Here is a 21,116-nt window from a genome sequence, read left to right as displayed (position 1 = left end):
AGCGAACATGCAGGTTACTGGAACCATGCTGCTGGGCGCGCAAGCGGTGCGCGGCGAGGCGGGCGAGATGCGCGCCTTCGCGCCCGCGCTCGGTCAGGAGATCGAGCCGTCGTTCGGCCTCGGCGGCAACGCCGAAGTCGTGCGCGCTTGTGAACTCGCGGCGCAGGCGTTCGACGCCTTCCGGGCCGCCCCGCACGAAACGCGTGCGCGTCTGCTCGAAGCGATCGCCGAACGCATTCTCGGCATCGGCGACGCGCTGATCGAGCGCGCGCATCTCGAATCGGCGCTGCCCAAGGCGCGCCTCGAAGGCGAGCGCGGCCGCACGGTCGGGCAGCTGCGTCTTTTCGCGTCGCTCGTGCGCGACGGCCGCTGGTGCGGCGCCGTGCTCGACTCGGCGCTGCCCGAGCGCAAGCCGCTGCCGCGCTCGGATCTGCGCGCGCATCGCATCCCGCTCGGCCCCGTGGCCGTGTTCGGCGCGAGCAACTTCCCGCTGGCGTTTTCAGTGGCGGGCGGCGACACGGCTTCGGCGCTGGCTGCCGGCTGCCCGGTCGTCGTGAAGGCGCACCTGGCGCACCCGGGTACCTCGGAACTCGTAGGCCGCGCGATCCAGCAGGCCGTGGCTGACGTTGGCCTGCCCGAAGGCGTGTTCTCGCTCGTCTTCGGCGGCGGCAACGAAGCGGGCGAAACGCTCGTGGCGCACCCGGCTATCAAGGCCGTGGGCTTCACGGGTTCGCGCCGCGGCGGCCTCGCGCTTTCGCACATCGCGGCCGCGCGAGCCGAGCCGATTCCGGTCTACGCCGAAATGAGCAGCATCAACCCGATGTTCGTGCTGCCCGCGGCGCTGGCCGCACGCGGTGAAGCGCTCGCGCAAGCCTTTGTCGATTCGCTCACGATGGGCGTGGGCCAGTTCTGCACGAACCCGGGCCTCGTGCTCGCGATCGACTCGCCGGAACTCGACCGCTTCGTGAAGGCGGCGAGCGCCGCGCTCACGCAGAAGCCCTCGCAAAGCATGCTGACGGCTGGCATCGCCTCGACGTATGGCGAAGCCGTTGCGGCGCGCAAGCAGCTGCCGGGCATCGAGAATCTGGCCGAAGGCACGAAGACGGACGCGCATTGCGACGCGCTGCCGGTCCTCTTCAAGGCGAGCGCCGAGCAGTTCCTCGCACAGCACGCGTTGTCGGACGAGATTTTCGGGCCGACGTCGGTCGTCGTGGCGTGTCGCGACGAAGCCGAACTCGCGCGCGTGGCGGAGCACCTCGAAGGCCAGCTCACGGCGACGCTGCACATCGACCGCGACGACTACGCGATGGCCGCGCGCCTGTTGCCGATTCTCGAGCGCAAGGCTGGCCGCATTCTGGCGAACGGCTTCCCGACGGGCGTCGAAGTGTCGTACGCGATGGTTCACGGCGGCCCGTTCCCGGCCACCTCGGACGCACGCACGACTTCGGTGGGCGCGATGGCGATCGAGCGCTTCCTGCGTCCGGTCTGCTATCAGGACCTGCCGGCTGAACTTCTGCCGGTCACACTGCAGAACGACAATCCGCTCGCGCTGTGGCGTTTGCGCGACGGCGAGCTGGTGAAGCAGTAATCCCGCGAAAGCGGTCAGGAAAGCGCCTGCAGAAGCCTTGCAGGCGCTTTCTCCAAGAGGAGTCCGACAAGAGGCTCACAGTCGTCTCACAAAGAGCCTGACGTTGCTTGACAACTTGGTGCGTGGTTCGGCATCCTGTGTCCGGCCTGGGCAATACAAAAATGGTCGCGTTAGAACAAATTCCATAAACAGATGTGAGGAGATGCGATGTTCGATGGACGCTTGAAGGCCAGCGTGCTGGCCGTGTGTGTGGCGGCGGCCACGGCGCTCGGCATGAGCGCGGCAAAGGCCGATCCCGTTTCCCTGAACATTGTCGACGTGGCCGGTAATCTGCAGCTCACGCAGAAAGCCTTCGAAGCGTTCAAGGCGAAAAATCCGAATCTCGTCTCCAATATCACTTACACCAACGCGCCCGCGCCGCAGTTGCCTGGCAAGATCAAGGCAATGCAGGCCGCCGGCCGCGCCGACATCGATCTCGTGCTGACGGGCACGGACGCGCTCGCCGCCGGCATCGAACAAAATCTGTGGATGAAGCTGCTGCCGGATCAGCAGGCAGCGCTGCCCGGCGTGCTCGACAAGTACGCGCCGGGCGCGCGCAAGATGCAGGACCTGGCGCAAGGCTACGGCCTCGAAGTGTCGTACATGCCGGCCGGTCCGCTGATCGAATACAACCCGGCCAAGGTCGCGAAGCCGCCGCAAACGCCGCAGGAACTGCTGGCGTGGTGCAAGGCGAACCCCGGCAAGCTGATCTATGCGCGTCCGGCCAACTCGGGTCCGGGCCGCACGTTCCTGATGGGCCTGCCGTACCTGCTCGGCGACAAGAACCCGCAAGACCCGATCAACGGCTGGGACAAGACCTGGGCGTTCCTGAAGGAGCTGAACTCGTGCGTGCCGTACTACCCGGGCGGCACCTCGGCGGTGATGAAGGAACTGGGCGAAGGCACACGCGACATGACCGTGACCGTGACGGGCTGGGACATCAACCCGCGCGCGCTCGGCATCGTGCCGGCCGACTTCAAGGTGCAGGCATTCAACAACATGACGTGGGTGAACGACGCCCACTACATGGTCGTGCCGAAGGGCGTTTCGAAAGAGAAGCTCGCGGTGCTGCTCAAGCTCATGAACTTCATGCTCGAGCCGCAGCAGCAGGCCATGACGTATGACGACGGCTACTTCTATCCGGGCCCGGCAGTGAAAGACATCACGCTGCAGATGGCGCCGAAGGAAAGCCAGGACGTGATCGCGAAGTACGGCCGCCCCGAGTACGCGAAATGGCTCACAGCCTATCCGCATGTCCAGCCGCTTTCGGCGCAGGCGATGGTCGCGGCGTTCCAGAAGTGGGACCGCGAAGTCGGTTCGCAGAAGTCGCAGTAACGAGAGGAAGAATCAGCAATGGACGGACGGTGCTTTCGTGGTTTCGCCTGGGGAGCGCCGTCCTCGATCCCTGCTCATGTAGGTTGATCTTGTTGGTCAGGAACGTGTCATGAAGCATTCTTTCGATCGTCTGCGCCTCGATTCGGTGGGCCGTAGCTTCGCTAACGCAGAGGGGACGCAGCTCGCGGCGCTGCGCGGTCTCGACCTCGACATTCGCCGCGGCGAATTCATCGCGCTGCTCGGGCCTTCGGGCTGCGGGAAATCCACGGCGCTCAATTGCATCGCAGGTCTGCAACCGCTCACGAGCGGCAGCATCTGGCTGGACGACCTGCGTATCGACGTGCTGCCGCCTGAGAAGCGCGGCTTCGGCATGGTGTTCCAGAATTACGCGTTGTTCCCGCACATGACGGTGCTGGAAAACGTCGGCTTCGGCCTGAAGATGCAGGGCGTGCCGCGCGAAGAGGCGAAGCGCCGCGCGCGCGAGGCGCTGCAGCTCGTGCAGCTCGTCGGCCATGAAAACAAGCTGCCGGGCCAGCTTTCGGGCGGCCAGCAGCAGCGCGTGGCGATTGCCCGCGCCATCGTCATCGAGCCACCGCTCGTGCTGATGGACGAGCCGCTCTCGAACCTCGACACCAAGCTGCGTATTGAAATGCGCGCGGAAATCCGCCGCATTCACGGGCAGCTCGAACGCGCCACGATTTACGTGACCCACGATCAGGACGAAGCGCTTTCGATGGCGGACCGCATCGTCGTGATGAAAGAGGGCGTCGTGCAGCAGGTGGCGACGCCGAAGGAAGTCTATAGCCGCCCCTCGAATCTGCACGTTGCGCGCTTCATGGGCTTTCGCAATGTGCTGCCGTTCGCCATTACGGGCGAGCAGGGCGGGCATATTGCGATGTCGTCGTCGGGCATCACGCTGACCGGCGTGCCGATGGGCGAGCTGGGCGGCGGCGAGATTTCCGTGGCCATGCGCCCGGAAGATTTCGAGCGCGCCAACGCGGGCGACGCGAACGCCTTCGACGTCGAAGTGGAAATGGTCGAATACGGCGGCCGCGATTCGCTGCTGCTCGCCAACGCGCCGTTCGGCAAGCTGTGGGCGCGCGTGGAAGGCGAATTCGAAGCGGGCGAGCGCGCCACGCTGCGCGTCGCGCCTTCGCACGTGCTGGCCTACGCGGAGCGTGCGTCATGAGCACGCTCATTCCGTCGCTGGCCAAGGCGCCGCGCGATTCGCGCGGCTGGCTCGTCACGCCCGCGCTCGGTTTCATCATCGCGATGTTCCTCTATCCGTTCGCCTACGGTCTCGTGCTGTCGTTCAAGCCGATGAACGGCGGCGGCATGTTCGCGAATTACCTGCAGTTCATTCACGACCTCTCGTTGTGGCCCACGGTGTTCGTCACGCTCAAGCTGGCGGTGCCCGCGACCATCATCAACGTCGGGCTCTCGCTGCCGGTGGCCTTCGCGCTGCGCCGCAAGTCGCCGTACCAGAAGCTCGTGACCACGTTGCTCGTGATTCCCGTCACGCTCGGCACCGTGCTGATCGCCGACGGCATGCTCAGCTACTTCGGCCCGAACGGCTGGTTCCCGCAGGCGCTGCACGCGCTGCATCTGTATACGAACGAAGAGATTCGTCTCACGCACAACTATTGGGGCGTGCTGATCTCGCTGATCGTTTCGGGTTTTCCGTTCGCGTTTCTCCTCACGCTCTCGTACGTCACCGGCATCGACCCGACGCTCGCGCGTGCGGCGGCCACGCTTGGCGCAGGCCCGTGGCAGCAGTTCCGTCAAATCTATCTGCCTCTGCTCGCGCCCGGTCTCACGATGGCCGCGTGCCTTTCGTTCGTGCAGGCGTATTCGGTGTTCCCTTCGGCGGTGCTGCTCGGCGCGCCCGCGGGTCCCACGCGCGTGATCTCCATCGCGGCTTCCGAAGCGGCATTCGAGAGCTATGACTACTCGCTCGCCTCGACCATTGCGATCGTGATGGGCTTCGTGCAATTGATCGTCGTGGCCGCGATGCTGAGCGCGAAGCGCTACTTCTACTCGGGCCCGGTGAGCGGAGGGAAAGGCTGATGACCGCACATCAACGCAACGCGGCCGGCCTGAGCACGGGTGCGCAGGCGAGCGAGGAACACGGCGCTCCGGCCGCCAACGCTGTGCAGGCCAAGCCCGCTTCGCGCCTGCCCGACGTGCTCTGGAAAGTGTGCGTCTGGGGCGGCGTGGTGTTCTTCCTGCTCAACGTGGTGCTGCTGATCGCCACCGTGGGCGTGAACTCCATCGCCACGCGCTGGTTCGGCACGCCGCTGCCGCAGGGCTTCACGCTGCACTGGTATGCGCAGGCGTGGCGCGACTTCCAGCTTTCGAGCGTGCTGTGGGTGACGTTCGAAGTGGTCGGCTCGGTCGTGCTGCTCTCCATCGCGCTGGGCGTGCCTGCCGCCTACGCGTTGGCGCGCGCGCAGTTTCCTGGCAAGCGCATTGCCATGCTCGTGTTCCTGCTGCCGCTCATGGTGCCGCCCGTCACGTACGGTATTCCGATGGCGACCGCCATGTACCAGTTCGGCCTGGCGGGCACGCTGCCCGGCGTAATCCTCGCGAACCTGGTGCCCGCGCTGCCGTTCGTGATCCTCGTGATGACGCCGTTCATCGAGCAGATCGATCCGAACCTCGAGTCGGCCGCACGCATTTTCGGCGCTAACACGCTGCGCTATTTCCGTTATGTATTGCTGCCGCTCCTCGTGCCGGGGATGCTGGCGGCGGGGCTGCTCGTGCTCGTGCGCACGATTGGCATGTTTGAACTTACTTTCTTTACCGCCGGACCCGACACGCAAACGCTGGTGGTGGCGCTGTACTACGCCGTCTTCTCGACGGGCGTGCGTGCGCCGCAATCCATCGACGCCATGGCCATGATCTACATGGCCATCACGCTTGCGTGGGTGCTGGTCGCCCTGCAGTTCGTCAGCCCGACACAGCTCGTGTCGCGCGTGAAGGAGCAGCGCTAGGGCCGGCGGCTTTACTGGAAACACCTGGAGCAACGCAAGATGAGCAAGAAGCGAAAGACCCCCGAAGAACTGCGCAGCCACCGCTGGTATGGCGTGAACGACCTGCGGTCGTTCGGCCATCGCTCGCGCACCGCGCAGATGGGCTACAGCCGCGAAGAGTACGCGGGCAAACCGGTGATCGCCATCCTCAATACGTGGAGCGAGATCAACCCTTGCCATACGCACTTCAAGCAGCGCGTGGAAGAGGTCAAGCGCGGCATCTGGCAGGCAGGTGGTTTCCCGATCGAGCTGCCGGTGCAAACGCTTTCCGAGCCGTTCCAGAAGCCCACCACGATGCTCTATCGCAACTTCCTCGCCATGGAAGCGGAGGAGACGATCCGTTCGTACCCGGCCGACGGCGTCGTGCTGATGGGCGGCTGCGACAAGACCACGCCCGCGCTGCTGATGGGCGCGATCTCGATGGATCTGCCGACGATCTTCCTGCCCGCGGGTCCGATGCTCAACGGCAACTGGAACGGCGTGACGCTCGGTTCGGGCTCGGACACCTGGAAGTACTGGGCCGACCTGCGCGCGGGCAAGATCACCGATGAGGACTGGAAGGGCGTGGAAGGCGGCATCGCGCGCTCGCCGGGCCACTGCATGACGATGGGCACGGCATCGACGATGACGAGCGCCGCGGAAGCACTGGGCTTCACGCTGCCGGGTTTCGCCTCGATTCCCGCGCCGGACTCGCGCCACGCGCAGATGTCGGCAAAGACGGGCATGCGCATCGTCGAGATGGTGTGGGAAGACCTGAAGCCTTCGGACATCATCACGCGCAAGTCGGTCGACAACGCGGTGACCACGTGTCTCGCGCTCTCGGGCTCGACCAACGCGATCGTTCACATGATCGCGCTGGCGCGCCGCGCCGGTGTCGATCTCACGCTCGCGCAATACGACGAAATCGCGCGCCGCACGCCGGTGCTCGCGAACATCCGCCCGACCGGCAAGTACCTCATGGAGGACTTCTACTACGCCGGCGGCCTGCGCGCGATGCTCAAGGAACTCGGCGACCTGATCGACGGCACGCAGATGACCGTGAACGGCAAGACGCTCGGCGAGAACATCGCCGACGCCGAGATCTACAGCGAAGAGGTGATCTATCGCCGTGCGAAGCCGCTCATGCCGGATACGGGCCTCGCCGTGCTGCGCGGCAATCTCGCGCCGGACGGCGCCGTGATCAAACCGGGCGCGGCGGAAAAGCGTCTGCACGTGCACACGGGCAAGGCTGTGGTCTTCAAGGACTACAACGACATGGCCGCGCGCATCGACAGCGAAGACCTCGAGTGCGACGAAAACAGCGTGATCGTGCTCCAGAACGCAGGTCCGGTTGGCGCGCCTGGCATGCCCGAGTGGGGCCAACTGCCGATTCCGCAAAAAATTCTCCAGAAGGGCGTGCGCGATATGTTGCGTATTTCCGACGCGCGCATGAGCGGGACGAGCTATGGCGCGTGCGTGCTGCACGTGGCGCCGGAATCGTTCATTGGCGGTCCGCTCGCACTCGTGCAGGACGGCGATCTGATCGAGCTGAACGTGCCGGAGCGTCGCCTGAACGTACTGATTTCGGACGAGGAAATGGCGCGCCGCAAGGCCGCGTGGGTCGCACCGGAACCGCGCTTCAAGCGCGGCTACGGCGCGATGTACCAGATGCACGTCATGCAGGCCAACAACGGCTGCGAGTTCGACTTCATGCAGCGTGACGGCGCGGGCGGCTCGTGCGCCAGCGCGGGCGGCGAACCCGAGATTCACTAAGGAGACGTATTCGGCCAGGAGCGCTTCAGGGGTGATGCGCTCCTGGCCGGACAGGAGGCAATGTAGCAACCAGGGTTTTAACGAGTATCAAACCACAACGACTAAAGATAGGACTACCGATGAAAAAAACTATCCTCGCTTCCGCGCTTGGACTCGCCGCGCTGGGCGCACACGCGCAAAGCAGCGTCACGCTGTACGGTATCGTCGATGCCGGTATTGGGTATCAGAGCAGTTCGGCCAAGCTCGGCAGCAATGCCGGCGGCGCTTCTGTCGTCAAGATGGTGCAGGGCGTGTGGGCCGGCTCGCGTTTCGGCTTGAAGGGCAGCGAAGATCTGGGCGGCGGCACGCGCGCAATTTTCCAGTTGGAAGAAGGCTATAACTCGGCAACCGGCGCGCAATCGACTCCGAACCTGATGTTCAGCCGTGCCGCATGGGTTGGCGTTGCGAATGCGAACTATGGCACGCTGACGGCTGGCCGCCAGTACGCGCCGTACTACACGCTGCTCTCGCCGTTCAGCCCGACCACGTGGCTGACCGGCGCATACGGCGCGCACCCGGGCGATATCGATTCGATGGACACGATCTATCGCATCAATAACTCGCTGGTCTATACGTCGCCGAACATCGCGGGCCTGACCGTGAGCGGCATGTACGCGCTGGGCGGCGTGCCGGGCAGCACCGGCGCTGGCCAGACGTGGAGCGTGGCCGCACAATATCTGCACGGTCCGGCAGGCATCGCGGTGGGCTTCGAGCGCCTGAGCAACGCGGCGAGCGGCGGCGGCCCATGGGATGCGAACTCGACGGCGAACAGCGCCGGCGAGCCGGGCGTATCGGCGCTCACCAACGGCTTCCAGTGGGCACAGACGCAGCAGCGCCTCGCCGTGACGGCAGGCTACCAGTTCAGCTCGCAGTGGGACATCTCGGTGGCCTACTCGAACGTCCAGTACATTCCGGGCGTGAATTCGCGCTTCGTCGACACGCAGATCTGGAACACGGGCGGCGTCGTGCTGCACTACAAGCCGCTCACCGTGCTCGACCTCGCGGCTGGCTTCGCCTACACGCGCGCGACCAAGGCCAACGGCATCCAGAGCTCGGCTTCGTACGCACAGTACAACCTCTCGCAGTACTACACGCTGTCGAAGCGCACGGGTATTTACGTCGTCGAAGCGTACCAGCGCGCGGGCGGCCAGACGCTGGGCACGCCTGGCGCGAACGGCGCGAGCAGCATCATCAACGCAACCGCCGACATCGGCGACGGCCAGAACAGCGCGCCGTCCTCGTCGCGCAGCCAGGTTGCGGGCGCGATCGGTATCGTTCACCGCTTCTAAATACACATCGAAGTCTTCACGCTCCGAAAGCAGTATCTTCGGCGGTGCCGGGTTGATAACCGGCACCGCCGTTTTTTTGCGGGCAGAGGTAGTAGAACATCTAATCTTTGAATATCTGGCCGAATCGATAAGATCCTGCGATGCTTCAAGGAGAATCGGTATGACGTCCATGGCTTCCTCACTTCATCTCTCCAACGTCCGGCTGGCCGACGGCCAGCGCGTTTGCGTCGCGCTCGCCAATGGCCGCATCGAGGCAATCGGACCCCACGTCCCGACACAACCGGGCGTGCCGGTCGTGGACGGCGGCGCAGGGTTGCTGTTGCCCGGTTTCGTCGAAGGCCACACGCACCTCGACAAGAGCAACTGGGGCCGCCCGTGGTATCGCAACGAGGTCGGGCCGCTGCTCACCGACCGCATCGGCAACGAGCGCGAATGGCGCAAGACGTCCGGGCACGACGCCGCCGCGCAATCGCTCGCGCTCGCGCGCGCCTTCGTGCAGGCTGGCACGACGCGCATGCGCACGCATGTCGATATCGACACCGACGCGCGCCTGCGTTACCTCGAAGGCGTGCTCGCCACGCGGCAGACGATGCGCGATGGACTGGACATGCAGATCGTCGCGTTTCCGCAGTCGGGCATGCTGATCCGGCCGGGTACGGTCGAACTGCTCGACAGCGCACTGGCGGCCGGCGCCGACGTGCTCGGTGCGCTCGACCCGGCGCTGATCGACGGCGATCCCGTGGCCTCGCTCGATGCCACGTTCGAACTGGCGGATCGCCATCGCAAGCCGATCGATATTCATCTGCACGAACCTGGCGAGGTGGGGGCGTTCACGCTGAAACTGCTGCTCGATCGCGTGCAGGCGCTCGGCATGCAAGGTCAGGTTGTCGTGAGTCACGCGTTTTGTCTGGGCGCGTTGCCGGAGCGCGCGCGCGATGCATTGATCGAACGGATTGCGCAACTGCGCGTGGCGCTGCTGACGAGCGCACCGCCTTCGTGCCCGGTTCCGCCGCTCAAGGTCTGCCGCGAGAAGGGCGTGACGATGTTTGGCGGCAATGACGGCATTCGTGACACGTGGTCGCCGTATGGCGCGCCCGACATGCTCGAGCGCGCCATGTTGATCGGCTTGCGCTACGACTTGCGGCGCGACGACGATATCGCGATCGCGTTTGACTGCGTGAGCGATGCCGCCGCGCGCGGCTGCGGTTTCGCCGACTATGGCCTGCGCGTCGGGGCGCGTGCGGACCTGGTCGTCGTGGAGGCGGAGAGCGTCGCGCATGCCGTCGTCGCGCGGCCGAAGCGCAAGCTTGTCGTCGCGAACGGACGCATCGTCGTGCGTGACGGTGAGTTGACCGTATGAATGATCAGCAGGACATGCCGCACGCCGCCGCGCTGGAACGCCTGAAACTAAGTGCGTAGGCAAAAAAAAGCGCCCCACAAGGGGCGCTAAAACGCAAACACCGGAAAGCGACGCATCACGACCGCTTGCCGCGCTTCTCCACCGGCGTGTAATCGAAGCTGGCGAAACTGCCGCCCTGATACCGCTGCGCCGTGGCGTCGAGCGGGTTCTTCTGCGCCAGAATTTCAGCCGCCCAGTCTTCCGAATTCTGCTTCGGCTCATAGCCGAGGCGCTTCGCGTCGTCGTGCGCGCCTTCCTGAATCCAGTAGCTGCGCGTGTTGTTCGACACGCCCCACACCACGGCAAAACCGATCTCATCCACATTGATCACACGATCGACGAGATGAAACAGGTCCTCGTGGCCGAACCACGTGCTCAATTGACGGAACTCGGTGGGCCTCGGCAGGCAACTGCCGATGCGCACGTTCACGGTTTCGATGCCGTGTTTGTCCCAGTACAGGCGCGCGAGCGATTCGCCCCATGCCTTGGAGAGACCGTAGAAACCGTCCGGGCGAAACGCGCAGTCCAGCGTGAGCTTCTCTTCCACGGGGTACATGCCGATCGCGTGATTCGAGCTCGCGAACAGCATGCGCTTCGTACCGTGGCGGCGCATGCCTTCGTAGACTTCGACGAGACTGCGCAGGTTGTTCTCGATGATCTCGGGCAGGGGGCGCTCGACGCTCGTGCCGGCCATGTGGATCAGCACGTCCACGCCGTCGAGCAGGCGGTCGACCACGGCGGGGTCGCGCAGGTCGCCGTGCATCACGTCTTCGCCCGCGACGAGCGGTTCAAGCGGCTTCGAGCCGGCCGCGGAACGCAGGTTCACGCCGCGTTCGAGCAGGCCCTTGCGCAACACGGTGCCGAGCTGGCCGGCCGCGCCGGTCAATGCAACTTTCTTCACTGTGATTGTCCTCACGTAGCAATGCCGAAAGCCGGCACCCTCGCGGGCGCCGGCCGGCGAATAGGTCGATCAGGCCTTCACTTTATGCGAGGGCTGGAGCGCAGGGTTACCCGCGTTGTCCTTCTGCTCGTTCGAGATCAGTCGCCATGCCACGCAGGCGCCGATGATGTCGAACAGCATGAGGCACACGAACAACGGGTTATAACCGATCGTGCTGGCCACTGCGCCGACGATGAGCGAGAACACCGTCGCGCCGAGGTAGCCAAACATACCCGAGAGACCCGTGGCCGTGGCGACTTCGTGCTGGCCGAACACGTCCGAAGCCAGCGTGAACAGCGCGCCCGAAATTGTCTGGTGTGCGAACGTGCCGACGCAGAAGAGGGCGATGGCGGCGTAGGGGCTCGCAACGAGGCCCACGCAGGCGGGACCGACCATCAGCAGCGCGCCGGTCGTGATGACGAGCTTGCGCGAGGTGATGAGCGAGCAGCCGAACCAGCGGATGAAGAGCGGCGCGAGATATCCGCCCACCAGGCAGCCCAGGTCGGCGGCGAGGAACGGCAACCACGCGAACAGCGCGATTTCCTTGAGGTTCATGTGGCGCACGGTGACCATGTACAGCGGAATCCACGCGCCGAAGGTTTGCCATGCCGGTTCAGCGAGCATGCGCGGAATGCCGATGCCCCAGAAGCGGCGCGTCTTGAGCACTTCCTTGAACGAGGCGCGGCGGCCTCGGGTCGACTTCTGCGCTTCGGTCTGGCCTTCGCGGATGTAGTCGGCCTCTTCCTGCGAGAGCCTCGGGTGTTCCGCGGGCATCTTGAAGAACACGAGCCACAGCGCCACCCAGATCAGCGCGCCGCCGCCGGTGATGACGAACGCGAACTGCCAGTTGAACTTGAGAATGCACCACACGACGAGCGGCGGAGCGAGCATCGCGCCAATCGAGGTGCCGGTGTTGAGCCAGCCGGTCGCGACCGAGCGCTCCTTGGCCGGGAACCATGCGCTGATGGACTTCATGCCGGCGGGGAAGATCGCGGCTTCGGTCAGGCCGAGCATGCCGCGGAAGGCCGCGAGCGCGGGCCAGCTGCCGGCGAGGCCGTGCAGCATGTTGGCAATGGCCCAGCCGAACGCGAAGATCGCGAAGCCGATCTTGATGCCCACGGAGTCGAGCACGAAACCGGCGACAGGCTGCGCGAGGGCATAGCAGGCCTGGAAGGCCGTGACCACGTACGAGTACTGCTGCGTGGTCATGTGAAGCGTTTCAGTCAGCGTGGGTGCGGCCACCGCGAGCGAGCTGCGCGCGAGGTAGTTGAAGATGGTGCCGATCATGATGAGGCCGATGATCCACCACCGCACCCCCTTGATTGTCTTGCGTTGCACTGCTCGTCTCCTGCTGTTGGCGGGCTCTGGCGCGAAGCTGTGCCTGGCCGGGATGAAGGCTGGTGCCGGTGCGCATCGGGCCCTTCATGTAAGACATCATTCTATTTGGAGCAAAGTTGTAAAGCAAATCTTGAAGTGCTGGGGATTTCCCTAGCGGGAGATCGGGGTCGGACGCTCGACGCTGCTTCTGGGCGGGCGTTTGTTGACTTGGATCATTTTTTAACGTGCGGTGGCCGCTGAATCTTGCGATGTATTTCGCGCCAGTCTGAAGATGAGTCGTCAGACATCCCGGGGTGCCCCGCAGCGCAGTGGCGGGTTGACAATTTTCGTGTTGTATTACAACAATGCGACCCATCCGCTCGACAGTTTTTCGAGCCGCCGCCCGCGCCACGCGCACCACGACACACGACAACGGACGAGACACGATGACTTCCCCCGCCATTCCCGTGAGCGATGCCGCGCTCGAACAACTGCGCCACGTTTCCAACGCCACGCTCACCACGCAACTTTTCAAGCGCGGCCTGCGCAACGTCTTCCTGCATGGCGTGAAGCCGCTCGCCCCACCGGCGCCGGGCGCCCCCAACCTGGTCGGTCCGGCCTTCACGATGCGCAACATTCCGGCGCGCGAGGACCTCGACCAGCTGAGCGCGTTCCAGAACCCCGAGCATCCGCAGCGCAAGGGCGTCGAAACCGTGCCCGCGGGTGCGGTCCTCGTGCAGGACTGCCGCGGCGTGACCGACGCCGCCTCGATGGGCTCGATCCTCGCCACGCGCATGAAGGTGCGCGGCGTGGCCGGCATGGTCTCGGACGGTCCGGTGCGTGACAGCGCAACCATCGCCGCGCTCGGCATTCCGGTGTTCTGCGCGGGTGCCTCGGCGCCGCTCAACCTCTGCAAGCACCATACGGTCGACTTGAACGTGCCGATCGGCTGCGGCGGCGTGGCCGTGTTTCCGGGCGACATCATCGTCGGCGATGCGGACGGCGTGGTCGTGATTCCTCGTCATCTGGCCGAGGAAGTCGCGCGCGACGCCACGGAGCAGGAAACGCTCGAGCGCTTCATCACCGAGCGCATCGAGGCGGGCGCGGCGCTGCCGGGCACCTATCCGCCGAACGAGGCAACGCTTGCCGCGTACGACGCATGGAAGAAGGAGCAGCGTTGAGCACGCAGCCCGAAGTGACGCTGGATGCTGTGTCGACGCCGCCGGTGAGGCCGCTCGAGGCGCACGATGCGCGGCGCTCGTCTGCCGGCGAGTGCCCCGTGTGGCGCGCTGAGGAAAGCGCGCTTTACTGGGTCGATATCCCCGCTCAAACGCTCGTTCGCTATGGGGTCGACACGGCGCGCCGCACCGAATGGGCGCTGCCGGAGCGCATCGGCTGCTTCGCGTTCGCGCGCGATGGCGGCGTGCTCGCGGCGTTGGAGACCGGACTTTTCGCCGTGACGCTGCACGAGCCGGCTGCGAATGTGCGGGCAGGCGAGGTGAGTGTGCGGCCGCTCGCGAGCGTGGCGCACGAGGCCGCGCGCATGCGTTTCAACGACGGCCGCTGCGATCGTCAGGGCCGTTTCTGGTCCGGCACGATGGTGCAGGATGCGGCGGAGCCTGACCCGTCAGGCAAGCTCTATCGCTATACCGCGCAAGACGGCTTGTCGGCGCCGGTGGTCGAGGGGTTGTGCACGCAGAACGGCCTCGCATGGTCGCCGGACGGCCGCACGACGTATCTGTCCGATTCGCATGTGTCGAGCCGCCTGATCTGGGCCTTCGACTACGACATCGACGACGGCGTGCCCACGAATCGCCGCGTGTTCGCCGATCTGCACGACTACACGGGGCGCCCCGACGGCGCGGCCGTGGACGCCGACGGCTGCTACTGGATCTGCGCGAATGACGCGGGCCAGTTGCTGCGCTTCACGCCCGCAGGGCGGCTCGAGCGCAGCGTGGCGGTGCCGGTTGCGAAGCCTTCGATGTGCGCGTTCGGCGGTGCGAACCTCGACGTGCTTTATGTCACGACGATCTGCCCGCCGCAAGCCGGCGAGCAGGACGGCCTGGTGTTCGCCATCGACGCCGGTGTGCGTGGCCTGCCCGAGCCCGCTTTCGCGGGTTCGCTGCGCGCGACTGACTGACCGTTGCCCATTACGCGTTGCCGATATGCCGCAGTTTCAAAACCAGGACGTCATCGAACTCGCGCGCGGCGCGGCGCGGCTGCTCGTTGCGCCGCAAGCCGGTGGGCGTCTGCTGTCGTGCGTTGGCCGGTGGCGTGACGCACAGGGCGTGGTGCGGGATATCCCGCTGCACGGCTTCGCGCGCGATCTGCCGTTTGCGGCGCAGATCGCGCCGCAAGGCGACGGCGTGCGCATGACGCTCACCGACAGCGCGCCAACGCGCGAGATGTGCCCGTTCGGGTTTCGCTTCGAGGCGGAATACCGCCTTGCCGACGACACGACGCTCGACGTGGAACTGACCACGACGAACACGGGCGACGCGCGCATGCCGTACTACGCGGGCCATCACTTCTATTTCGCGCTGCCGCACGCGCAGCGCGGCGAGGCGACGATCGCGCTGCCGCGCCATGTCCATCGCCGTCAGTTGCCGGACGGCACGACGACCGAAGCCGCGCCGGGCGAGACGCACTACCGCTTCGACGACGCGCAGATCATCGACCGCTTTCATTGCCTCGACGGCGAACCGGACACGCCCGTGCGCATCGAGCTGCCGTCGCAGCAGCGCGCGATCGAAATCGATCTGCGCCGGCCCGGTACGGCGTCGTGGTATGCGGTCACGACCTGGACGCTCGCGCCCGATTCGGACTTTTACTGCGTCGAGCCGTGGCTCGGCCTGCCCGACGCGATTCACACCGGCCTCGGCCTGCGCTGGCTGGAGCCGGGAGAGACGCAGAAAGCGGAGCTGCGCATCCGGGTGAGCGCCTTGAGGTAGGGCGAGCCAACGCGAAAGCGCAAGCGGCTGTAAATTGGCCGCAAATTGGTAAAGCGGGACGGAAAGAGCGGAAACACCCGCAAAGCGGGGCTGGCCGGGGGCAGGTGGACGCTATCGGCCCGCCATATGACTTACAATTGACGACACTCCTGACAACCCAAAGTGCACCGTCCGATCATGTCTGAGCAGAAAGCGCCGAATATGCCGGCGCGGATTTACAGCGATATCCTCAATCGCATCATCGAGGGCGAGTACAAGGAAGGGGAGCGCCTGCCGACCGAGCACATGCTCGCGGAGCGCTTCGCGACCTCGCGCCCCACGGTGCGCGAGGCGCTTGCCCAGCTGCGCGCGGACGGCATCATCGCCACGCGCCACGGCTCGGGCACGACGGTCATGCGGCGTCCCGATCCGGACGTGCGCCGCTTCGCGCCGCTCGAAACGCTGTCGGACATTCGTCGCTGCTACGAATACCGCGTGGTGGTCGAAGCCGGGGCGGCCTCGCTCGCCGCGCAAAAGGCCGAAGACGAAGACATCGCCGCGATCCAGCGCGAGTGGGACAACCTGCAGACCATCATCGAGACCTCGGGCATCGGCGCGAAAGACGACTTCGCGTTCCATATGGCCGTGGCGCGCGCCTCGAAGAACCAGTTCTTCATCACGGCGCTCTCGGGCATCCAGGAGCAGATGGTGTTCAGCATGAACCTGTCGCGCAACCTCTCGCTTGTGAAGTCGATCGAGCGGCAGCGCCTCGTGCAGCAGGAACACCTCGAAGTGCTCGAAGCGATCCAGGCGCGCGACGCCGAACGCGCTGCTACCGCCATGCGCGCGCATCTCGAGCGCGCGGTGAACCGGATGTTCGGCTCCTGAGCACCCCTTCGCGGCGAGTGCCTTCATGGGTTCAAACGTTCTGCGCCGGCTGGCGGTTGCGATCGCGGCGATCGCGCTGGCCGTAGCGCCTGCACTCGCACAGGCGCGTCCCGTCAGCGTGATCGCCGACGCGCGCATGCCCGTCGATACCGCGCAAGGCCACGCACAATTTCCGCTTTATGTGAGCGCCGACTGGAACGTGCCGCAGCCCGCCGTCCAGCGCGCGGTGGTCATCGTTCATGGACGGCTGCGCAACGCCGATACCTACTTTCGCACCGCGCAGCATGCGCGCGAGCTGGCGGGCGTCGATCCTGCGGGCACGCTGCTTGTCGCACCGCAGTTTCTCGCCACCGCCGACGTGAGCGCGCACCACGAACCGGGCGATCTTCTGAGCTGGCGCGGCAACGCGTGGATGGCCGGCGCGGGCGCCGCGAGCGGCGTGCCGGTGAGTTCATACGCCGTGCTCGACGCCATTGCGCGGCATCTCGCCGACCGGCGTCTGTTTCCCAATCTGAAAACGATCGTGTTCGCGGGGCATTCGGGCGGCGCCCAGGTGCTGCAGCGCTACGCGATCGTCTCGCATGCGGATGCGCTTGCCGCCGAGGGAATCGACGTGCGTTTCGTGGTGGCGAGTCCGTCGTCGTACGCGTATTTCGATGCGCTGCGGCCCGACGCGAACGGCGCGCCAGCGGCATTCGACGTCTCGCGCTGCGCGGACTTCGACCGCTGGAAATACGGTATGGAGAACCGGCCGGCGGCCATCGCCGACCGCACGCCCGCACAACTCGAAGCGGACTACGTGAAGCGGCGCATCGTCTACCTCGCGGGCGGCAACGACGACGACCCGGCCTCGGGATCACTCGACAAAAGTTGTGCTGCACAGGCGCAGGGCGCGCAACGCGTGGCGCGCGCTCAAGGCTTCTACCGCTACCTGCAAACCCGTCACCCCGACGGCTTGATCCAGACGTTTCATATCGTCCCGGGCGTGGGACACGACGGCGCGCGCATGCTCACGTCGAGTTGCGCATTGGCGACGATGTTCGATACGGCAGGCTGCGCGCCTTGACCGCTAACGCCGCGTCGCGCCGGACCGCCCAATGGCAAACGGGCGTGGAACTCGCATTGCACGAGATCCACGCCCGTCTTCAGTCCGACTGGCGGCAGGTGTTGCCTCCGCCAGCGGAAAGGGAAGCGTAAAGCTTACGCAGCCTGCTTGGCGGCGCGCGCCGACGCTTGCGCGACGGCCTTCGTCGCGGCCTTGCCGGCGGCGTCGAAGTTGCTTTCCGCGAATTCCACAGCCTGCTTCGCAGCCTTGTTCACCGACGAGTACGCGCTGTTGGCGGCGTTCAGCGCCGACTTGATCGCGGCGACAGCGGCTTCCGAGCCGGCCGGGGCGTTCTTCGCGGCGTTGTCCACGAGCGTTTCGAGCGCGCGCTGCTGCGTTTCGTACTGCGACTGGGCTGCGGTGGCGAATTCGGCTTGCGCGGCCGAAACGATGCCATAGACGCTGCGGCCGTAGGCCATCGCCTTTTCCGCGGCGGGCTGGGCGAAGCCGGCTTGCACGGCGAAGAAGCCTTGCGGGTCCTTGGCCGAGAACGCGCGCTGGGCTTGTTCCTGACCTTCGGCGAACGCCGCGCGAGCCGTTTCGATGTTGAGTTCGGCGAGCTTGATCGCGCCTTCGAATGCCTTGCTCGTCAGGCCGAAGAGGGCCTCGAGACCGGCTTTCTGGTTGGCGGCGAACTGTTCGGGGGTCGGCAGGTTCATGTCTCTTTCCTTTTGGGGGGGACGCTACGCGTCGGTTTCGGTTGCGAAAACAAGCTTTCGGTTCGATCACCGGTTCGCGCAGAGAAGGTTTTGTGCGATGCAGCAATCGATTTCATGGTAACCGATCCATAAATCGTGTCAAGCAGTTTTTGTGCGTCGCAACAATTATGTAAACGCCTGATTTTTGGTGAGAATTTCCAACACGGCGACAGACGTCGCGATGGGCTGCGAAGCGCGTGAACCGCTTGAGCGCAGCGCTTCGCGTCTGCGCGCAAAATGGCCGTTCCTCGGGCGAGCGCTGGTGGCGAAAGTTGGCACATGCGCGCAGCCCGCGTTGGTCCCCCAATCTAGCGGTGGCGGCCCCGACTGCGGCTCGAACCTGCTTTCGCAGTCGAACGGGCGCGGTGCGCGCAGCCGCCATTCGCAAATCCATCAGGAGAGCGGTAATGGGTGCATCGAACGACAAGTCTCACGGTCATTCCACGACGAGCACGGGCGCGCCGGCTGTCAGCGACCGTAACTCGCTCACGATCGGCCCCGACGGCCCGATCGTGCTGCACGACGTGCATTTCCTCGAGCAGATGGCGCATTTCAACCGGGAGAAGGTGCCCGAGCGCCAGCCGCATGCGAAGGGCGCCGGCGCGTTCGGCGAATTCAAGACCACCGAGGATGTGTCGCGCTACACGAAGGCCGCCTTGTTCCAGAAGGGCGCGGCCACGGAAATGCTGGCGCGCTTTTCGACCGTTGCGGGCGAAATGGGCAGCCCCGACACCTGGCGCGACGTGCGCGGCTTTTCGCTGAAGTTCTACACGAGCGAGGGCAACTACGACCTCGTCGGCAACAACACGCCGATTTTCTTCGTGCGCGACCCGATGAAGTTCCCGCACTTTATCCGCAGCCAGAAGCGTCTGCCCGACTCGGGTCTGCGCAATGGCGAGATGCAATGGGACTTCTGGACCAACAATCCCGAGTCGGCGCACCAGGTCGCCTATCTGATGGGCGAGCGCGGCCTGCCGAAGACGTGGCGCCACATGAACGGCTACGGCTCGCACACCTATATGTGGGTGAACGCGAAGGGCGAGAAGTTCTGGGTCAAGTACCACTTCCACACGAACCAGGGCATGCAGTTCTTCACCAACGCCGAAGCCGCGGCGATGGCGGGCGAGGACGCCGACTTCCACCGGCGCGATCTGTTCGATGCGATCAAGCGCGGCGAATATCCGTCGTGGACGCTCTCCGTGCAGGTCATGCCGTATGCGCAGGCCAAGAAGTACCGCTTCAATCCGTTCGATCTCACGAAGACGTGGTCGCACAAGGACTATCCGCTCATCAAGGTCGGCACGATGACGCTCAACCGCAACCCGGAGAACTTCTTCGCGCAGATCGAGCAGGCCGCGTTCTCGCCGGGCAACACGGTGCCGGGCATCGGCCTCTCGCCGGACAAGATGCTGCTGGGCCGCGCATTCGCCTATAACGACGCGCAGCGCGCGCGTATCGGCACGAACTTCAACCAGCTGCCGGTGAATCGTCCGAAGGTGCCGGTGCAGACCTATATGTTCGACGGCAACATGACCTACGAACATAGCGGCAACGCACCGACGTACGTGCCGAACAGCTTCGGCCGTCCGTGGGCGGATACGACGGGCGCGGCGGACGACGGCTGGGAAGCCGACGGCGACATGGTGCGCAGCGCCTACTCGCTGCATGCGGAAGACGACGATTTCGGTCAGGCGCACGATCTCGTGCGCAACGTCTACAACGACAAGCAGCGCGAGGCGCTGATCCAGCAGGTCGTGGCGAGCCTGAGCGGCGTGGGCAGCCCCGTGCGCGAGCGCGTGTTCGACTACTGGAAGAAGATCGACGCCGAAGTGGGCGGTCAGATCGAAAAGCAGGCGGGCAGCGGTAAGTAAGCCGCCGAAGCCGCGAGAGAACCGGAACGGGTTGCACGACCCGCTCCGGTTTTTCTTTTGCGCGAGGCAGTTGCACAGGCGCTGCATGACGGCTGGCCGCCGCCAAACTGGCAGAACCGCCATCTAGCGGATTCTGCAGCGTCAGGGACGAGGGGGCATAATGCGCGAGTCGCTGTGTGGGCAGCATCGCGCAATCCCGCCGGCGGACAACGCGCGGCGGGAATAAATTTGCCGCGCCGGGCGTTATCCCTACTGATCCGCAACGGCCAAGCCCACGTGAAAACCTCCCTTTCCGCCGAATCTCCGTTTGTCGATGCCGCCGCAGGCGCGCAGAAGTACACGCGTGTTGCAGTGCTATTGCACTGGTTGATCGCGCTACTGATCCTCACGAACGTCGCGCTGGGCCTGACTGCTGCGCTGCTGCCCGACGGCGCACTTTCGGACACCGCCATCCGCTTCGTGATCGACACGCACAAGTCGATCGGCATTACCGTGCTCGGCCTTGCGATCCTGCGCGTGCTGTGGCGTCTCACGCATCGCCCGCCGGCGCTGCCCGCCGAATTTCCGGGCTGGGAGCGCGCGTCGGCCCACGCCGCGCACGTCGCGCTCTACGTGCTGATCTTCGCGATGCCGCTTTCCGGCTGGCTGCACGACTCCGCATGGGTCGCCGCCGCCTCGCATCCCATGTATCTCTTCGGCCTCGTGCAATGGCCGCGCATCGGCTTCATCATGAGCCTCGATCCGGCCACGAAGGAGCAGTTGCACAACCAGTTCGGCGCGCTGCACACGGCGTGCAGCTATGCGCTTTATGGCGTGCTCGCGCTGCACATTGCGGGTGCGCTCAAGCATCAATGGATCGACCGTCATTCGGTGCTGCGCCGGATGATGCCGTGA

Annotated in this window: 18 protein-coding genes; 15 read left to right on the top strand and 3 right to left on the bottom strand. The window is 65.3% G+C overall.

Features of this window, described 5'->3' with window-relative positions:
* Window positions 1–7: 7 nt before the first annotated feature.
* From M3I54_RS23970 to M3I54_RS23935, 8 genes are all read left to right on the top strand, one after another.
* A complete protein-coding gene (locus tag M3I54_RS23970) occupies window positions 8–1,588 on the top strand; it encodes an aldehyde dehydrogenase (NADP(+)) (RefSeq protein ID WP_254340494.1) in 1,581 nt (526 codons plus the stop codon).
* Between the two features lie 273 nt (window positions 1,589–1,861).
* Complete coding sequence (locus tag M3I54_RS23965) at window positions 1,862–2,962, top strand: ABC transporter substrate-binding protein (RefSeq protein WP_254340554.1); 1,101 nt, start codon at window positions 1,862–1,864, stop codon at window positions 2,960–2,962.
* 109 nt (window positions 2,963–3,071) lie between these two features.
* On the top strand, window positions 3,072–4,151 hold the full coding sequence (locus tag M3I54_RS23960) for an ABC transporter ATP-binding protein (protein ID WP_254340493.1): 1,080 nt from the start codon (window positions 3,072–3,074) through the stop codon (window positions 4,149–4,151).
* Window positions 4,148–5,029, top strand: coding sequence for an ABC transporter permease (locus M3I54_RS23955; protein ID WP_254340492.1), 882 nt, complete (start codon window positions 4,148–4,150; stop codon window positions 5,027–5,029). Before M3I54_RS23960 ends, M3I54_RS23955 begins: the two co-directional genes overlap by 4 nt.
* On the top strand, window positions 5,029–5,955 hold the full coding sequence (locus M3I54_RS23950; protein ID WP_309249634.1) for an ABC transporter permease: 927 nt from the start codon (window positions 5,029–5,031) through the stop codon (window positions 5,953–5,955). Before M3I54_RS23955 ends, M3I54_RS23950 begins: the two co-directional genes overlap by 1 nt.
* A 39-nt stretch (window positions 5,956–5,994) precedes the next feature.
* On the top strand, window positions 5,995–7,746 hold the full coding sequence (gene araD, locus M3I54_RS23945) for an L-arabinonate dehydratase (RefSeq protein WP_254340491.1): 1,752 nt from the start codon (window positions 5,995–5,997) through the stop codon (window positions 7,744–7,746).
* 119 nt (window positions 7,747–7,865) lie between these two features.
* Window positions 7,866–9,074: a porin gene (locus M3I54_RS23940; RefSeq protein ID WP_254340490.1), complete on the top strand. Its 1,209-nt coding sequence runs from the start codon at window positions 7,866–7,868 to the stop codon at window positions 9,072–9,074.
* A gap of 169 nt (window positions 9,075–9,243) precedes the next feature.
* On the top strand, window positions 9,244–10,434 hold the full coding sequence (locus tag M3I54_RS23935) for an amidohydrolase family protein (protein WP_254340545.1): 1,191 nt from the start codon (window positions 9,244–9,246) through the stop codon (window positions 10,432–10,434).
* 115 nt (window positions 10,435–10,549) lie between these two features.
* Here M3I54_RS23935 and M3I54_RS23930 read toward each other — a convergent pair whose 3' ends face one another.
* Both M3I54_RS23930 and M3I54_RS23925 read right to left on the bottom strand, forming a co-directional pair.
* A complete protein-coding gene (locus M3I54_RS23930) occupies window positions 10,550–11,374 on the bottom strand; it encodes an NAD(P)-dependent oxidoreductase (RefSeq protein WP_254340489.1) in 825 nt (274 codons plus the stop codon).
* Between the two features lie 69 nt (window positions 11,375–11,443).
* Complete coding sequence (locus tag M3I54_RS23925) at window positions 11,444–12,700, bottom strand: MFS transporter (protein ID WP_254340543.1); 1,257 nt, start codon at window positions 12,698–12,700, stop codon at window positions 11,444–11,446.
* A 476-nt stretch (window positions 12,701–13,176) separates the two neighbouring features.
* Between M3I54_RS23925 and M3I54_RS23920 the strand changes: the two genes are divergently transcribed.
* The 5 genes from M3I54_RS23920 to M3I54_RS23900 all read left to right on the top strand — a co-directional run bounded on the left by M3I54_RS23920 (window position 13,177) and on the right by M3I54_RS23900 (window position 17,614).
* A complete protein-coding gene (locus M3I54_RS23920; RefSeq protein ID WP_254340488.1) occupies window positions 13,177–13,911 on the top strand; it encodes a ribonuclease activity regulator RraA in 735 nt (244 codons plus the stop codon).
* 20 nt (window positions 13,912–13,931) lie between these two features.
* Window positions 13,932–14,870 carry an SMP-30/gluconolactonase/LRE family protein gene (locus tag M3I54_RS23915; RefSeq protein WP_302059110.1) on the top strand — a complete coding sequence of 313 codons (939 nt, stop codon included), beginning with the start codon at window positions 13,932–13,934 and terminating at the stop codon, window positions 14,868–14,870.
* Window positions 14,871–14,895: 25 nt separating this feature from the next.
* The gene (locus M3I54_RS23910) at window positions 14,896–15,681 is read left to right on the top strand and encodes an aldose epimerase (protein WP_254340486.1); all 786 of its coding nucleotides are present in this window, start codon (window positions 14,896–14,898) and stop codon (window positions 15,679–15,681) included.
* A 177-nt stretch (window positions 15,682–15,858) separates the two neighbouring features.
* Window positions 15,859–16,548: a FadR/GntR family transcriptional regulator gene (locus tag M3I54_RS23905; protein WP_254340484.1), complete on the top strand. Its 690-nt coding sequence runs from the start codon at window positions 15,859–15,861 to the stop codon at window positions 16,546–16,548.
* Window positions 16,549–16,573: 25 nt separating this feature from the next.
* A complete protein-coding gene (locus M3I54_RS23900; protein WP_254340482.1) occupies window positions 16,574–17,614 on the top strand; it encodes an alpha/beta hydrolase in 1,041 nt (346 codons plus the stop codon).
* 134 nt (window positions 17,615–17,748) lie between these two features.
* On the opposite strand, the gene M3I54_RS23895 is transcribed toward M3I54_RS23900, so the two are convergent.
* The gene (locus tag M3I54_RS23895; RefSeq protein ID WP_254340480.1) at window positions 17,749–18,312 is read right to left on the bottom strand and encodes a phasin family protein; all 564 of its coding nucleotides are present in this window, start codon (window positions 18,310–18,312) and stop codon (window positions 17,749–17,751) included.
* A 446-nt stretch (window positions 18,313–18,758) separates the two neighbouring features.
* Here M3I54_RS23895 and M3I54_RS23890 point away from each other — a divergent pair, with 446 nt between their 5' ends.
* Both M3I54_RS23890 and M3I54_RS23885 read left to right on the top strand, forming a co-directional pair.
* The gene (locus tag M3I54_RS23890) at window positions 18,759–20,222 is read left to right on the top strand and encodes a catalase (RefSeq protein WP_254340478.1); all 1,464 of its coding nucleotides are present in this window, start codon (window positions 18,759–18,761) and stop codon (window positions 20,220–20,222) included.
* Between the two features lie 276 nt (window positions 20,223–20,498).
* Window positions 20,499–21,116 carry a cytochrome b gene (locus M3I54_RS23885; protein WP_254340476.1) on the top strand — a complete coding sequence of 206 codons (618 nt, stop codon included), beginning with the start codon at window positions 20,499–20,501 and terminating at the stop codon, window positions 21,114–21,116.

Source organism: Paraburkholderia sp. CNPSo 3274, assembly GCF_024206475.1.
GTDB lineage: Bacteria > Pseudomonadota > Gammaproteobacteria > Burkholderiales > Burkholderiaceae > Paraburkholderia.
This window is presented reverse-complemented; position numbering and strand designations above follow the sequence as displayed.